The organism is Psychrobacter sp. DAB_AL62B, assembly GCF_028895345.1.
In the GTDB taxonomy this organism is placed as follows: Bacteria; Pseudomonadota; Gammaproteobacteria; order Pseudomonadales; family Moraxellaceae; genus Psychrobacter.
This window is the reverse complement of sequence record NZ_SAXC01000002.1, coordinates 80,261-95,758: the sequence shown is the minus strand read 5'-3', so window position 1 is coordinate 95,758 and position 15,498 is coordinate 80,261. Positions and strand designations below refer to the sequence as shown.

Annotated in this window: 12 protein-coding genes; 6 read left to right on the top strand and 6 right to left on the bottom strand. The window is 42.0% G+C overall.

Annotation, left to right across the window (positions count from 1 at the left end; all coding sequences use genetic code 11):
• Nucleotides 1–90 precede the first annotated feature (90 nt).
• A complete protein-coding gene (thiC, locus tag EPB74_RS03355; protein ID WP_274902767.1) occupies nucleotides 91–1,968 on the top strand; it encodes a phosphomethylpyrimidine synthase ThiC in 1,878 nt (625 codons plus the stop codon).
• Nucleotides 1,969–2,090: 122 nt separating this feature from the next.
• Here the strand turns inward: thiC and EPB74_RS03350 are convergent, their stop codons facing one another.
• From EPB74_RS03350 to EPB74_RS03340, 3 genes are all read right to left on the bottom strand, one after another.
• A complete protein-coding gene (locus tag EPB74_RS03350; RefSeq protein WP_274902766.1) occupies nucleotides 2,091–3,251 on the bottom strand; it encodes a hypothetical protein in 1,161 nt (386 codons plus the stop codon).
• A 104-nt stretch (nucleotides 3,252–3,355) separates the two neighbouring features.
• On the bottom strand, nucleotides 3,356–4,246 hold the full coding sequence (locus EPB74_RS03345) for a fructose bisphosphate aldolase (protein WP_274902763.1): 891 nt from the start codon (nucleotides 4,244–4,246) through the stop codon (nucleotides 3,356–3,358).
• A 185-nt stretch (nucleotides 4,247–4,431) separates the two neighbouring features.
• Nucleotides 4,432–5,325 (bottom strand): EamA/RhaT family transporter, encoded by an 894-nt coding sequence (locus EPB74_RS03340; protein ID WP_274902761.1) that lies wholly within the window; start codon nucleotides 5,323–5,325, stop codon nucleotides 4,432–4,434.
• A gap of 359 nt (nucleotides 5,326–5,684) precedes the next feature.
• Here EPB74_RS03340 and EPB74_RS03335 point away from each other — a divergent pair, with 359 nt between their 5' ends.
• The 3 genes from EPB74_RS03335 to EPB74_RS03325 are packed head-to-tail and all read left to right on the top strand — an operon-like array spanning nucleotide 5,685 to nucleotide 9,143.
• Entirely contained in the window at nucleotides 5,685–7,577 is a 1,893-nt protein-coding gene (locus EPB74_RS03335) for an ABC transporter ATP-binding protein (protein WP_079690582.1), read from the top strand.
• A 48-nt stretch (nucleotides 7,578–7,625) separates the two neighbouring features.
• Nucleotides 7,626–8,522 carry an alpha/beta fold hydrolase gene (locus EPB74_RS03330; protein ID WP_274902760.1) on the top strand — a complete coding sequence of 299 codons (897 nt, stop codon included), beginning with the start codon at nucleotides 7,626–7,628 and terminating at the stop codon, nucleotides 8,520–8,522.
• A 3-nt stretch (nucleotides 8,523–8,525) separates the two neighbouring features.
• Nucleotides 8,526–9,143, top strand: a complete 618-nt coding sequence (locus EPB74_RS03325) for an alpha-ketoglutarate-dependent dioxygenase AlkB family protein (RefSeq protein WP_274902759.1) — start codon at nucleotides 8,526–8,528, stop codon at nucleotides 9,141–9,143.
• Between the two features lie 33 nt (nucleotides 9,144–9,176).
• On the opposite strand, the gene EPB74_RS03320 is transcribed toward EPB74_RS03325, so the two are convergent.
• The 3 genes from EPB74_RS03320 to EPB74_RS03310 all read right to left on the bottom strand — a co-directional run bounded on the left by EPB74_RS03320 (nucleotide 9,177) and on the right by EPB74_RS03310 (nucleotide 12,380).
• Entirely contained in the window at nucleotides 9,177–10,172 is a 996-nt protein-coding gene (locus EPB74_RS03320) for an NADP-dependent oxidoreductase (protein WP_274902758.1), read from the bottom strand.
• Between the two features lie 69 nt (nucleotides 10,173–10,241).
• On the bottom strand, nucleotides 10,242–11,000 hold the full coding sequence (locus EPB74_RS03315) for an endonuclease/exonuclease/phosphatase family protein (protein ID WP_079692977.1): 759 nt from the start codon (nucleotides 10,998–11,000) through the stop codon (nucleotides 10,242–10,244).
• A gap of 267 nt (nucleotides 11,001–11,267) precedes the next feature.
• The gene (locus EPB74_RS03310; RefSeq protein ID WP_089555746.1) at nucleotides 11,268–12,380 is read right to left on the bottom strand and encodes an AOC03_06830 family ribosome hibernation factor; all 1,113 of its coding nucleotides are present in this window, start codon (nucleotides 12,378–12,380) and stop codon (nucleotides 11,268–11,270) included.
• A 552-nt stretch (nucleotides 12,381–12,932) separates the two neighbouring features.
• Between EPB74_RS03310 and EPB74_RS03305 the strand changes: the two genes are divergently transcribed.
• Nucleotides 12,933–15,128 (top strand): M3 family metallopeptidase, encoded by a 2,196-nt coding sequence (locus EPB74_RS03305; RefSeq protein ID WP_274902754.1) that lies wholly within the window; start codon nucleotides 12,933–12,935, stop codon nucleotides 15,126–15,128.
• Nucleotides 15,129–15,386, top strand: a complete 258-nt coding sequence (locus EPB74_RS03300) for a YheV family putative metal-binding protein (protein ID WP_089555748.1) — start codon at nucleotides 15,129–15,131, stop codon at nucleotides 15,384–15,386.
• Nucleotides 15,387–15,498: the final 112 nt, after the last annotated feature.

Here is a 15,498-nt window from a genome sequence, read left to right as displayed (position 1 = left end):
TACGATTATATTTGTCCGTATGACATAGACTTACCCCGCAGCTACTGGCGGTGTTGATTTTATTCAAAAACCAACACGCTAGGACAGCATATGACTATTTTACAAGCGACTACCCCCGCCAAAAAAACTGCTAAAACAGATGCGCTAAAGACTCCCGCTCATCGCAACGTAAGCGATGCTCGCTTTGAAGAAGACGCGCGTGATTTACACCGTATTTTACCTGCCTCTTGCAAAGTTTATATCGAAGGCTCGCGCCCTGATATTCAAGTACCGATGCGCGAGATCACCCTTGATCCCACACCGATTCAAGGCGTTCCTGAGAGCGAATGGGAACAAAATCCACCGTTTTATGTCTATGATACTTCAGGCGTTTATACCGACCCCAATGCCAGCATCGACTTGACAAAAGGTCTGCCAAAATTACGTGAAGGTTGGATAAATGAGCGCGGCGATACCGAACAGCTCGCTGGTTTATCAAGCTTATACGGTCTGGCGCGCGCCCGTGATATCAGCACTGCAAACCTACGCTTTGCTCATATTGACAAGCCGCGCCGTGCTAAAGCTGTTGATGGGAAAGTAGGCAACGTTACTCAATTGCATTACGCGCGTCGCGGTATTATTACCCCTGAGATGGAATATATCGCCATCCGCGAAACCCAAAAACAGCATGAGCTGACGGATATGCGCCAACACGATGGGGAGAATTTTGGCGCTAACACACCAATTATTATTACCCCTGAATTTGTACGCAGTGAAGTTGCCGCTGGTCGAGCCATTATCCCAAATAACATCAACCACCCTGAATCTGAGCCGATGATTATTGGGCGCAACTTCTTAGTAAAAATTAACGCCAATATCGGTAACTCTGCGCTGGGCTCTTCTATTGATGAGGAAGTTTCTAAAATGACGTGGGCGACGCGTTGGGGTGCAGATAACATCATGGACTTATCTACTGGTAACCATATTCATGAAACCCGTGAATGGTTGATTCGTAACTCGCCAGTACCAATCGGCACAGTTCCTATTTATCAAGCACTTGAAAAAGTCGATGGCATTGCCGAAGATTTAACGTGGGAAATTTTTCGTGATACCTTAATAGAGCAAGCCGAACAAGGCGTAGATTATTTCACGATTCACGCCGGTGTACTGCTTCGTTATGTGCCGTTGACCGCCAATCGGTTGACTGGCATCGTCTCGCGTGGCGGCTCTATTATGGCGCAGTGGTGCATGTTTCATAATAAAGAGAGCTTTTTATATACCCATTTTGAAGATATCTGCGAGATTATGAAACAGTATGATGTAGCGTTTAGTTTAGGCGACGGTTTACGTCCCGGCTGCTTGCAAGATGCTAATGATGAGGCACAATTTGGAGAATTACGTACCCTTGGCGAGTTAACAAAGGTAGCATGGAAGCATGATGTGCAAGTCATGATTGAAGGCCCTGGGCATGTGGCGATGAACCGTATTAAAGAGAATATGGACTTGCAACTTGAGACGTGTGCCGATGCGCCTTTTTATACCTTAGGGCCATTAACTACCGATATTGCACCCGGTTACGACCATATCACCAGTGCCATTGGCGCAGCAATGATTGGCTGGTTTGGCACGGCGATGCTATGTTATGTCACCCCAAAAGAGCATTTAGGTCTGCCGAATAAAAAGGATGTCAAAGATGGTATCATCACTTATAAAATCGCCGCTCACGCTGCTGATCTTGCCAAAGGTCATCCCGGTGCACAAGCTCGTGATAATGCGTTATCCAAAGCGCGTTTTGAATTCCGCTGGGACGATCAGTTTAATCTAGCACTTGACCCTGATACCGCGCGCGAATTCCATGATGAAACCTTACCTAAAGACGCCCATAAATCAGCGCACTTTTGCTCTATGTGTGGGCCGAAGTTTTGCTCAATGAAAATCACTCAAAACGTGCGTGAGTATGCGACTGGGCTTAAAAGCAAGGAAGAATAAGCTGAATTAATTAGCGCTACGATATTCTAATACGAAAAAGCTTGAATCTAATTTGATTAGGTTCAAGCTTTTTTATTACAGTACAAGAAAACTGAGTAAATGAAAGAGTTATGCGAAATGCACTACTCCCACTCTCCTGCTAGGATTGTATCGTGTACAGCAATTAAAAGGCTGGTTTGACCTAGACTTTCAAGCGAACGCCATATCCTAAGAAAAGCGTGACTCTGAGAAATTTCTTTTCTTATATAATCTTCGTCTTCATTTGGGTTGAGGGCTATGCTTGGACGCACTTCATCGTACTTTTCAGGATATTCAGCATAGTTAAATTTATATAAGCAATATAGCTCAAGCACATCTTCCTTACTAAGTTCATCTTTAATCATAAACTTAAGTTCTTCAATACATTGAATAGTGTAGTTATACTCTTCTTCAGATGTTTTATGGAAGCCTTTAGCCCGTAATATACAAGATTTATAAATTTTTAGAAATTCATTTATATATATTTTCAGTACAGATATTGATAAAGAGACTTTCTTCTCTAAACCTATATTGTTTGAGAACTCATAGTTACTTTCAATAATTTTTATACACTTGTTCATTTCATTAGCGCTAATATTATAATCACTGCGAATATTAGCAATTATTTCTTTTATATTATTTTTTTCGGACCATTCCTGACGATTTGGTAACTGGTGGGAAATTTTCTCAATTTTAACTCTTGATAAATTTTCAGTGAAAGTATTGCAACTATATTCTTCTTCTAAATAACAATACATCATCTCAAAGTTTTTAATATTGTCTGAGAATTTTAAATATTCTTCATGAACTTCTTTTAGATTGATTATATTTCTATCGGTCAAATGTAGCTTGTTTTCAATATTATACGCATACCTAAACGTTTGACCATTAGGATCCATATCAGCTATGAAATTTACAAAAGCTTTCAATCTATGAACATCCTCAATCGTCCTTTCATCAAATCTCGTGAAAGCTCTCTCAAATATTATCCATAAACTTGATATGTCATGGCTTGATTTAAGAAACTTATCATCAATTATTATGTTACCTTTTATCATTCCGAAAGATTTTAAATATCTCTTTAGAAAAATTTCTACACAATGCCGAACCAAGAACATATAAGGATAGACGATAGTGTCTATAGTCGCTTGCCCTGATTTAAAGATGTGTTCTCCCATTGCTCTAACCGACTCGTCATAACCATCTACGTAAGAGAAGTCTCCGTTCCAACCGTTATGACCAACACAAGCGTTAAATCGCCACATAGTATTTCCTACGTTCACAAGAGACTAAAAATACCTTCCAAAAAAAATCTCAGCGAGCAAAGCACTCACTGAGAATCTAAATAAGTATTTTACCTAATTAAATACTAAACCTTTGACGCCTGATAAATCTCATCAATCGAAGTATTAATGGTATCGGCAAACTCTTGATCGCTTTGCTGTTTGCTCAAGCCTTCGGTAAAGGCACGCGAGAAACTGGCAATCATGCCTGGATTTTCCTTGAGCTTAGCACAAGCATCACTACGGCTATAGCCACCAGATAGCGCCACCACTTTAAGCACTTTTGGATGGTCAACCAGCTCTTGATAAAACCCAGCTTCTTCAGGCAATGTCAGCTTCAGCATCACTTGCTGCTCATCATTTAAGCGCTCAAGATTGTGCAAAATACTGGTCTTAAGTATCAACTCACAGTCATGTTTTTTGCTGCTATTAATATCAACTTCTGGTTCTACAATTGGCATCAAGCTTTTTGAGATAATTTGCTTCGCCACATCGAACTGCTGCTGTACAACTAGCTCGATACCATCAACATTAGGCTCATAAATGACTGAGCGCATTTTAGTACCGAATACCGGATAATTTTTAGCCTTGTTTAATAATAGGTCTAAATTAGGTATCGGGCGCATCACTTGCACGCCATTCATGTGTTCCGCCAACCCTTTATCAACTTTTAAAAATGGGACGATATTTTTATCTTCCCACAAATAGTTGGCCGTTGGCTTACCATTAACTTCACGCTCCATCGTATCTTCGAATAAAATTGCTCCAAGGACGCGCTCATTATCAAACGCTGTGCAAGTCATAATACGGGCACGCATCTCATGTACCAAATCAAACATCGCTTCGTCGTTGTCATAGTCGTCACTAGTGACGCCATAATTTTCTAGCGCTTTTGGCGTGCTGCCGCCACTTTGGTCGAGAGCGGCGATGAAGCCTGAACCGTTTTTTATACGCTGTAATTGTTTTTCGTATTCCATTGAAAGTGCATCCTATTTTTATTAATCAAAGTCAAATGTTACAAAGGTAAACGGATATTTATCAGTTTATACACGTCTGTCCGTTTGCAGATAACCTTACCATAGGACGCTCTGTGTGCCTATATCTCGTCAGTTAAAGAATTAGAGAAACTTGTTCTTACGCTAAAATTATTACGTTAAAACTATTAGGCTAAAAACAGTACCGCTACACAGCTTACTGCTAATAGTAATCCCACCACGTTGACACGATTAAGTGATTCTTTAAATATGCCGACGCCAATAATGGTAGCCACCGCAATAACCCCAACGTTCATGCCAGTAAAGACAATACTTGGCGACTCAGATAACACTTGATGGGCGCGGATATAAGCATAAATATTACCGATATTCAACGCACCTAATAATAATCCAGCTGCCAATGCTCGACCTTGCCAGCGTACCCGAGTGATAAGCAAATAGATAAATAGCAGTAAGCCCGCTAAGCCAAAGCTGACAAATAACGTGAGCGGAAATGCAGCGCCTTGTTTGGCAACTTGCTTAAATAAAATATCAATAATACCGTAGCCTACCCAAACACCGAATAACCACAGCGGTGTGCGTAGTGCCTGTTTATTAACCACGTTATTGGTCACAGTATCTGTACTAGCGTTCTCATTAACAAGTCCGGTTTGCTGCGGACGATACACCAGTGCCCCAAGTGCTAAAAACCCTAATGCTAAGCCAAAAACGCGCGTGCCTGTCAGCACTTCTCCAAATAAAAGAAACGCCGCAATTATCGGAATAATTAGTGATAAACGCTGAGCAGCATCGGTCGCGACCATGCCAACCGCCGCAATCGCGCGACCAAGAATAACGAATACTGTGGGCAATAAAATACCAAGCGCAATAATAATACCCCACGCGCCACCAAGCTCACCGATTTTGCTGACATCAGGTTTTAATAATAACCAAGTAAGCAAAAAGGCAACTGGATAACCAGCAACGATGGTCTGACGAATATCTATATTTTTTTGTCGTAATATTTTTAATAGCACGGAGACGGCGACGCTACATAACACCGCAATCGTTAAATACATCATAAGTTTCTACCTTAATTGAATCGCAGCCTTGCTTTGTTATTATGATCATCATTTAAATGACACTGCTGATAAATGACACTGCTGAAATATTTAGAAAAAAACCATTAAATGTAACAATATATTTCATATACAGCAACTGATATATACGATTTTCAGTTTTCCATTGAGAGTTTTTCAAGAAACATTGAACTAGAAAGGATTTACAGCGTTTAAAAGCACTCAAATTACAATTACCATGCAGGCGCGATTGCTAAGTTTTGCTAAAATAGAATGCTATTTTATTAACATAAGTAACCACTCAAGATAACGTTTGCTAGCGTTTATCTTGACGTATTGCTATTGACGTATTACTACCGCCTATGAACGCTCTATTTCGCTTTTTTGAATCCCGCCTATCCGCCTTTCCTGATACCCCAATGCCACTGCCCCGTGATGGGCTGATAAAATTTCTGTGGGCGTGTACCGAAGGTTTGCGCGGCTGGTTACTTCTTTTTATGATTCTGTCCGCTGGTATTGGTGTCTATGAGGCCATGCTGTTTGCATGGATTGGTAATCTGGTCGACTGGCTAGGCACTTATACACCGCAGACGCTATGGACTGAAAAAGGCGATATGCTACTGTTGATGCTAGCTGTGCTGATTATTAGCCCCTTTTGGATTTCGTTGTCCTCACTGATTCGTTTTCAATCGATTCAAGGTGTTTTTCCGATGCAGATGCGCTGGCGTTTTCACCAGCGTATGCTCAATCAATCGATGCAATTCTATCAAGATGAGTTCTCTGGTCGAGTCTCTGCTAAAGTCATGCAAACTGCACTAGCGGTACGTGATACGGTCATGACCGTTACTGATATGCTGCTGTATGTCCTCGTCTACTTTATCACCACTGGGGTGATTTTATTTAACTTAGACGTCTTATTACTGATTCCGTTTGTGATTTGGTTTGTGTTATTTGGCCTGACCATGTGGTTTTTTATTCCTAAGCTCAAACATACCGCCATTGTGCAGGCTGATGCTCGTGCATTGATGGTTGGTCGTATCACCGATGCCTATGCCAATATTATGACCGTTAAGCTTTTCAGCCATTCACGCCGTGAGCTAAGCTATGCTAAAGATGCGATGGGACAGTTTCTAGGTACGGTACACTCGCAAATGCGCTGGGTCTCGCAACTCGAAATTGTCAACCATACTATTAGTGTCATTTTAGTCGGTACTACCGCTGGGATTGGTTTATATTTATGGCAAAGTGGTGCAGTTGGCGTCGGTGCGATTGCCGCAGCAACCGCCATGGCGTTACGGTTAAACGGTCTCACCAAAATGATTATGTGGCAAACCGCCAGCTTATTCGAAAGTATCGGTACGGTTCAAGATGGCATGCGCACCTTATCCGCACCGCAAACCATCGTAGACATACCCAATGCTAAAGCGCTAGTTGTCACAGAGGGCAATATTGTTTTTGATCATGTTGATTTTAGTTACGAAAGCGTCGATATCGAAGGTGAAAAAATTGATACGGTTAGCACTACCCTTACCGCCTCGCACACAAAACTATTAGATGATTTTTATTTAAATATTAAACCGGGTGAAAAGATTGGCTTGGTTGGTCGTTCAGGTGCTGGTAAGTCTACTTTGGTGAATTTACTACTACGTTTTTTTGATGTTGATAGCGGCAAGATTTATATCGATGGTCAAGCGATTGACGAGGTGACCCAAGAATCGTTGCGTCAGCAAATTGGTATGGTTACCCAAGATACCTCATTGCTACATCGCACGGTACGTGAAAATATTGCCTATGGTCGCCCTGATGCTAGCGATGATGAAATCGTCTTTGCCGCAAAACAAGCGCAGGCATGGGAATTCATTAAAGACCTATATGATGATAAAGGTAATAAGGGGCTCGATACTCAAGTTGGTGAACGCGGCGTTAAACTCTCTGGTGGTCAACGTCAACGTATTGCTATCGCACGCGTCATGCTAAAAAACGCGCCTATTTTATTGCTTGATGAGGCAACCAGTGCCCTTGATTCTGAAATTGAATTTGCTATTACTGAAAGCTTAAACGACATCATGACTGGTAAAACCGTTATTGCCATTGCTCATCGCCTCTCTACTATTGCCGCTCTCGATAGATTGGTGGTTATGGATAAAGGACGTATCATTGAACAAGGCAGTCATGACGAATTGCTAGCATTACATGGCGTCTACGCACGCTTATGGCATCGTCAAAGTGGTGGCTTCTTAGGTGAAGACGACTAAACTGCCATAGCTTCACTCAATCAAAAAACACAGGGATGTCGCATTATTATGGAAAACTTTGCAAAAAATATTACGATTTCTGGACAACGAGCGCGCTATTACGGTCTAGCCAAACTTAACAAGGTAGCCGATTTAAATGCTACTTCACGTCCTCCGGCACACTTTTATGGCGGTAATAGTTTTCCCGTTGGCACTTACGCACCATTATTAAATGAGCTGGTATCTGACTTTGATATAAGCTCGCTTGCCTTACGCGGCTATTGGTATGATAAGCCGCAGAGCCGTCGCCTCACGCGCGAGCAAGATGCTGATATGCTTATTGAGTTTTTGGAAAAGACGCAAGATAAGCCTATCGTTGGTATTGGACATTCTCAAGGCGCGACTGCTACCGCGATGGCCGCAGCGAAGCGCCCAGAGCTATTCTCACAGCTATACCTAATAGAACCGGTGACATTCACCAAAAAACAAGCGACGATATACAATCTGTTGCCGCGTCAGTTTCTGCTTAGCCGCGAGCCTTTTAAAAGCACTTTGACCAAGCAATCTACTTGGGCAAGTGTCAATGATTATTATGATAGCCTGCGCGCTCAGCGTGCCTATAAACGTATCAGCGATGCCCACTTGCGGGTGTTTGCTGAGCAAAGTTTAGTGGCAAATCCTGAGGATAGCTATACATTGATGTTTGCGCCAGAGCAAGAGCTGGCCAACTATTTTGGTGCGCCTCATATTGATGCAGCCCTTAAGCAGCTTAGCTGTCCTTATACGCTTATTACGGGCAAGCCAACGTTATTTATCAATCATCAAGTGCGCAAACAATGGCAAAAATTTATCCCTGATAACAGCATTATATCCTTGCTAGACTATGGTCATCTGTTACCGATGGAAGCGCCTGAATTATGTGCTCAAGTTATCAATGAGCATTATCAGAGCAGTAAAAAGGCTTAATATATGACTGATCTTTTTGCCCCTGCACCGACTGACAATCTATTGCCTTACGACGGTAAGGTGAATGACTTAGGGCTTATTATTGATTATCCTAGCGCTTTATATTATAGCTTGTTGACCGATCTACCTTGGCAAGCTGATGTTGTGACTTTATTTGGCAAAACCCATATCACGACTCGCCAAATCGTTTGGATGGGTGAAAGTGATATTGGTTACCAATATTCTGGTCATTCGCGTCAAGCGATTCCATGGTCAGATACGATGTTTCATGTGAAACATCATATTGAACAGCAACTATTGAATATCGGTATCGAAGCTAGTTTTAACTCGTGCTTGCTCAACTATTATCCTACTGGCGCTGACGGTATGGGCTATCATGCGGATGATGAAAAAGAGCTAGGCTATCAGCCAATTATTGCTTCTTTATCACTGGGCACTACACGCAAATTTGTCTTTAAGCATAAAAAGACTCAAGATAAAGTCGAGCTTTATCTTGAGTCAGGTCAGCTTATCGTGATGCACGGCGATACCCAGACTTTTTGGAAGCACACCATTACTAAGACTAAAACGGTAGATACTGGCCGAATTAGCCTAACATTTAGACAGATGTCCTGTAATTAATCAAATCTGGCAATCAATCAAATCTAGCTTAGCTTAGCTTACTTTTAAAACAATCTTACCAAAGCTATCGCCTTTTTGCAGCTCGCGGTGTGCTTCTACCACCTCAGATAGCGGATAAGTTTGCTGAATCTGTAAGGTTAATTTACTATCAGCAACGAGCTGTAAAACTCGCGCCATATCTTGACCATTTGGTTTGACTGCATAGCCTTCCACGCTCAGATCTCTGTCACCACTGACCTCTTTAAGTTTATCCACCCAAATCGTTGGCAACACATTGACACGAGCACCAGATTTGAGCACGCTAAGCGCACGCACACCTGCACCATCACCAACTAAATCTAATAGCACATCCGCTTGCAAATCAGGGAAAGTGTCATCTTTAGTATAATCAATCCAGCCTGCTAGCTTACTGGTATCTATCAACTCATCAAGCTTAGCATGTTTTTCTGGTGAGCAAATAACCGTTACTTTGATATTATTTTGCGCCACTTTATCAATCAATAGCTGAATAACTAAATGACCAACACCGCCAGCTGGGGCGTTCATCACGACGTGCTCACCTTTTTTGATATCAGCAAACTCTACAAACTGTAGCGCCGTTTGTCCGATACAAGGTAGCGCGCCTGCCTGCTCCAACGTGACAGACTCTGGTACTTTTGCCAGTAGGTTAGTATCGACCGCCACGTATTCAGCATAGCAGCCACCGTCAAAGCTAAGAGCCGCTACTTGATCACCCATATTAAATTGATCGCTATTACTTTTAACTACCTCGCCAGCCACATCAAAGCCTAAAATGGCAGGCTGATCGTGATCGAATTTATTTTTTTGAATGCCATCAGCACCCCAACCTTTACCTTGGCGAGTTTTATAATCGACAGGATTGATACCAGCATAAGCAACTTTCACTAATACTTGGTTATCTTTTAACTCAGGAATAGCTACATCATCTTGATACATCATTACTTCAGGTTCACCAAACTCCCGTATGAGTACGGCGTGTTGAGTGGTAGGTATTTGCTTATCAGACATGATTTATTATCCTTTTATTATTCTAATATTTCTTCGTTCATTGAATTGCTACTTCGTTGCTTCGTTATTCTAGGGCAATGCCAACTCTGCACTCAAAGGCAGATGATCCGATAACGTTGACCACGGCTTGCCCGTATGTACCCAAGCGTCTTTTATTCTCAGATTACGTACGTAGATACGGTCTAAGCTAAGCACAGGTAGCTTTGCGGGAAACGTTGGTAGCAACTTGCCATGACAGTGTTTAAAAGCTTCCGTCATACCTAAATTAGCGGCGAGTTTATCGCAAGACATTTTTTTCCAGTCATTAAAGTCGCCTGCCAAAATCAATGGCTGGTCAGGTGCAATCTCATTACGGACGTAATTAGCAATAGCTTCGTATTGCTTAATGCGATCGCGCTCAAACAAGTTTAAATGCGCGCATAATACGACGACAGGCGTCTCCCAGCCTATCGGCTGCACTTCACAGTGCAAGACACCGCGCTGCTCAAGTTTATTGACCGTAATATTGACGTTATGCTTGGGATCTAATGGGAAACGGCTCAACACCGCATTGCCATGATGACCATTTTCATACTCTGAGTTTTTGCCGTAGCTATTTTGCAGCTGCAGATACTCACCAAACCATTCATGCTGTGATTGGTCAGGATACTCGTTGTATTGCATATTGCGTTTGAGATTCTGACCCTGCACTTCTTGTAGACAAAGTATATCTGAGCCAATGATATCGAGTGCTTGGGCGATACCTTGTATTTTGACTTGGCGATTCATCGGCGACATGCCTTTATGAATGTTGTAGCTGGTTAAAACAAAAGAGGTGGTATTAGTCATAATTTTATTAGTCATAAACTCAGTATTGATAGAGTAAGCGTTAAAAGCGATGGGTATCAAACAAAAATATCAAGCCTAAAAATAAGCCATGCTTCTCATTTGATTGTTGGTCCTAGCGATTAAATAATGGTAATGAATAGCTTTAAAGAATAGCTATTCATTACCATTATAGATATAAAAAGAGCATTGATTCGTATCGAACCAATGCTCTCATATTATACCTATGTGCTACCAATGGCTAATTCATTCATGAATATCAGCCGTCGATTAGTAACGAGTTACCAGAGCAATCGGTTGGTCTTCAGCCATAATATCTTGCGGCATAAATACTGCTTTGCCGCCATTATGAATGACATGCTCAATAATTTCACCAATCGCATCATCAGTGACGCCTTCTGCAGTAGCATCATCAGCCATGCTTAAGGTTTGCGCTTCTTCATCAATCTTGGCAGGTTGCATGTAACCACGGCGGACATATAGCGTCTCGCCTACGCCTTGGAAAGCACTGCGGTAGACTTCTTGTAGATCAGTCTGCAGCATGTTTGCACCGCGGGCTTTATCAATCTCACCCAAGGCAGCTTGATGTAGCGACGTCCGATAGCCTTCTACTGCTTCTTGAACACTATCAACGATATGCTGTGCACTACCTGCTTCCAAATTGGTCGCATTTGATACGGTAGCAATGATATTTTCTGGACGGTCGCAGGCATCTTTATAATAACCGATATTTTTTGCATCCCCAACAATGACAAGCGGCATTTTATGCTCGCCCCACAGCTCTTGAACGCTCTTATCTACTTGGTTAAAGAACTCTTTTAAATAACTACTTTCATTGTTTGCTGAACGATCAGAGCCAGCATCGCCTGTCGTATACAAGCCATTATTCTCAATAGGGAATGGAATGTTTTCCATATTATTTTGCGCTTTATCGTCTTTATCAAACTCACGCACGACGCGATCGTTAGAAGCTTCTATCAGGCGCGCACTGTCACGGGTTAACACCACGGTATAATAATGAACCGCGCTTGCCATATCACGGACCAAGTCACGCGTAGCAAAGCTGTCTGAGATGACAACACGTTCTGTGGTATCAATCGGCATACGGACAATCTGAACATCATCAGTACTGGCAAATATCGCTAACGTATCCAAATTATAGTTATGATTAAGTTCTTTGGTTTTAGCGTGAATATTTTCCAAAATAGTGGTCGCCGTCCGCTTATCAAATTCGTTAGTTAAGCGTTCTTCGACAACTTTTAATTGATTTTTTAGGGCAATAGGATCTTTTTCGTTGGCAGGATGCTCACGGTGAGTCTTAACAAAAATACTGACTGCTGGATTTGCTTTAGTCTCACGTAAGCTTTTAAGAGTTGCTTTCATAAATACTGCTCCTTATTTTATTATCATTAGTTTCTAGTACTTCTTTCGGTATTAGTTAGCTATTACTCGTTTGAAATTTTTAATATATGATAAGTAACTATGATAAGTATTCATAATAAGTACCAATCGTTACTATTACCCTATCAACTTAACCTCATTAGCTATAGGGTTAATTTGCAAGCAAATGATGACGCTTTGTAAGTGGTGCTTTAACAAGCTACAGCAGCTTTAATAAGCGTAACCTAAGTATTAATATGATAATGCTAGATAACTGGGTTGTATTTTCGCTAAGTAACACCCATCTTTTAAATAGTCTCTATAAAATCAACCAACAATATCAGCCTTATTTATCACTATTACATTGATACATTTTTATCACTATTACATTGATACATTTTTATCACTATTACATTGATACATTGTGATGAGCGTGTAACCACTAGCACCCTTCATACTAAGGCTTCTCAATAGTAGCGCCAAAATAAAATAATTGATGTATGACACTCATTTACACTCTATTTTCTCTCCAAACTATTTATACCGGATACCTTTATGACTTCCATTGCTCCAGATTTACGCCTCGTCGATTTTGCTAGTGCCACGCCTACTATCTTACAAAGCCAAGTCGTTAGCGCTATCGATGCTGCCAATAATTTTTTGGATGAGATGACAGCAAAGAGCGATAATAATGCTTTTGAGCTCAACGCTAAGCAAGCCTTAGCCGATGTGATGAGCTTTGACCATATCAATCTAGCATTGGATCGCAGCTGGGGTATTTTATCGCACCTCAATAGCGTGATGAGTAACGATGAGATCCGCCATGTCCATCACGAACTGCTACCGAAACTGTCTGCTTACGGCACACGAGTAGGACAGCATCAGCCGCTATTTAACCGGTATCAGACAATTATTAATGATAAAGCATTTTTTGCAGCGCTTGAGCCAGCACGGGCACGCGCCATTGAGCTTGCATTACGAAGCTTTGAGCTATCAGGCGTGGCATTACCCAAAGCAGAGCAAGACAAGTTTGCGGCTATCCAAAGCAAGCTATCTACTTTATCAGCGACATTTTCTGATCATGTATTAGATGCCACCCAAGCCTATGCGCTTCCGCTTAATGACGAGCAATTAGCGGGCTTAACTGACAGTGGTTTGGCGCTATTGGCAGATGCCGGTGAACAATATAAAACCCGTGAGCTTGCCAGCAGTGCGCTTACGCAAGCGGATATTGATGCTCTGCCAACCCCTTATTATGTGGCAAGCTTAAATATTCCTGTGTACCTTGCCGTCATGACTCATGCTGACGATCGCCGTCTACGTGAGACGCTATATCGAGCTTATGTTACTCGTGCTTCTGAATTTGACGAGCATACCAATGCCAAAGGCGAGTCATTAAACAATGCCAATCTCATGAGTGATATCCTGAAATTACGTGAGCAAAAAGCCAAGTTATTAGGCTTTAATCATTACGCTGAAGTATCGCTATCAACTAAAATGGCAGATAGTGTGGCTGAAGTTGAAACTTTCTTACGTGATTTAGCTGTGCAAGCGACCCCAACGGCTAAACACGATCTAGCACAGTTGCAAAAATATGCACAGGATTACGACATTACTGATTTGCAACCATGGGACAGTGCCTATATCGCTGAAAAAGTAAAACAAAACGAGTTTAGTTTATCGCAAGAAGAGATTCGCCCTTACTTTCCATTGCCAAAAGTGATTAGTGGTCTATTTGCTATCGTAGAGCGTTTGTACGGTATCAAAGCACTAGAACAAAGTAGTGATAATATGGACAATCACTCTGTATCACGCTGGCACGATGACGTACGTTTTTATCAATTATTTGATGCTGACGATAACCTACTTGGCGGCTTTTACTTTGATTTATTTGCCCGTAGCGGTAAACGCGGCGGCGCATGGATGAGTGGTTTTCAGTCGCGTTATCGCTATGATGAACAAGATCATCAGCAGCTACCTGTGTGCTTTATGGTGGGTAATTTCACGCCAGCACTTGATGGTAAGCCAAGCTTATTGACACATGATGAAGTGCTGACCTTGTTTCATGAATTCGGTCATGGTCTCCATCACCTATTGACCCAAGTGACCGTCGGTGACGTTGCTGGTGTCAATGGTGTGGAATGGGACGCGGTTGAGCTGCCCAGCCAATTTATGGAAAACTGGGCGTGGGATGCGGAAGGTATCGCCCTGATCAGTAGCCATGTCGAAACAGGCGAACCCTTGCCCACAGACAAACTCGATGCACTGCTGGCAGTAAAAAACTTCCAAAGCGGATTACAAACGCTACGCCAAATCGAGTTCGCCTTATTTGATTTATTAATTCATGCGCATACGCCAGCACTTGATTACGAAGGTGTATTAGCAACTTTAAATACTGTGCGTAGCGACATTGCTATTATGCAAACGCCTGACTATAACCGCTTTGCCAATGGTTTTAGCCATATCTTCGCCGGTGGTTATGCAGCAGGCTATTACTCTTATAAATGGGCGGAGCTATTATCTGCAGACGCTTTTAGTAAGTTTGAAGAAGAGGGTATTTTTAATCCAATCACAGGTAGAGCATTCCGTGAGACTGTCTTGTCCGTTGGCGGTAGCTTCCCAGCCAAAACCAATTTTGAGAACTTCCGTGGTCGTAGCGCCAGTATTGATGCCTTATTACGTCACAGCGGTTTTAGCAATGGCAAAAACATTGAGGCTGCAAATGCCAAAACGACACACGAGGTCATCTAAATGCGTTATCAGTCGTCACGACCAAAGCGGCAATTCTTAGCAGGGGTACGCTGCCCCAAATGTCAGACAATGGATGCGGTAGTACAAGTAAATATCACTGAGCCAACGCCTGATGAATATATCGAATGTACTCAGTGTGGTCATACAGAGCATCGCCCCGATCCTGATGCTATTAGTGCCAAAAATCATGCTGAGGATCAGCTAACTCGTGATGCGATGGCCACCGGCACTAGTGGTACAGTGAAGTTTAAGTTATAAGCATTTAACATCACCGTTTAGAGCATAATATTTGCGTCATTCATTAATAGTATTTTCAGCCTATCTAGCAATAGATAGGCTTTTTATTTTGAGTTTGCTATAGTATGGCTAC

Coding starts and splice junctions, on each gene's coding strand:
- thiC (WP_274902767.1), top strand. CDS start 91: ATGACTATTTTACAAGCGACTACCCCCGCCAAAAAAACTGCTAAAACA.
- EPB74_RS03350 (WP_274902766.1), bottom strand. CDS start 3,251: ATGTGGCGATTTAACGCTTGTGTTGGTCATAACGGTTGGAACGGAGAC.
- EPB74_RS03345 (WP_274902763.1), bottom strand. CDS start 4,246: ATGGAATACGAAAAACAATTACAGCGTATAAAAAACGGTTCAGGCTTC.
- EPB74_RS03340 (WP_274902761.1), bottom strand. CDS start 5,325: ATGATGTATTTAACGATTGCGGTGTTATGTAGCGTCGCCGTCTCCGTG.
- EPB74_RS03335 (WP_079690582.1), top strand. CDS start 5,685: ATGAACGCTCTATTTCGCTTTTTTGAATCCCGCCTATCCGCCTTTCCT.
- EPB74_RS03330 (WP_274902760.1), top strand. CDS start 7,626: ATGGAAAACTTTGCAAAAAATATTACGATTTCTGGACAACGAGCGCGC.
- EPB74_RS03325 (WP_274902759.1), top strand. CDS start 8,526: ATGACTGATCTTTTTGCCCCTGCACCGACTGACAATCTATTGCCTTAC.
- EPB74_RS03320 (WP_274902758.1), bottom strand. CDS start 10,172: ATGTCTGATAAGCAAATACCTACCACTCAACACGCCGTACTCATACGG.
- EPB74_RS03315 (WP_079692977.1), bottom strand. CDS start 11,000: ATGACTAATACCACCTCTTTTGTTTTAACCAGCTACAACATTCATAAA.
- EPB74_RS03310 (WP_089555746.1), bottom strand. CDS start 12,380: ATGAAAGCAACTCTTAAAAGCTTACGTGAGACTAAAGCAAATCCAGCA.
- EPB74_RS03305 (WP_274902754.1), top strand. CDS start 12,933: ATGACTTCCATTGCTCCAGATTTACGCCTCGTCGATTTTGCTAGTGCC.
- EPB74_RS03300 (WP_089555748.1), top strand. CDS start 15,129: ATGCGTTATCAGTCGTCACGACCAAAGCGGCAATTCTTAGCAGGGGTA.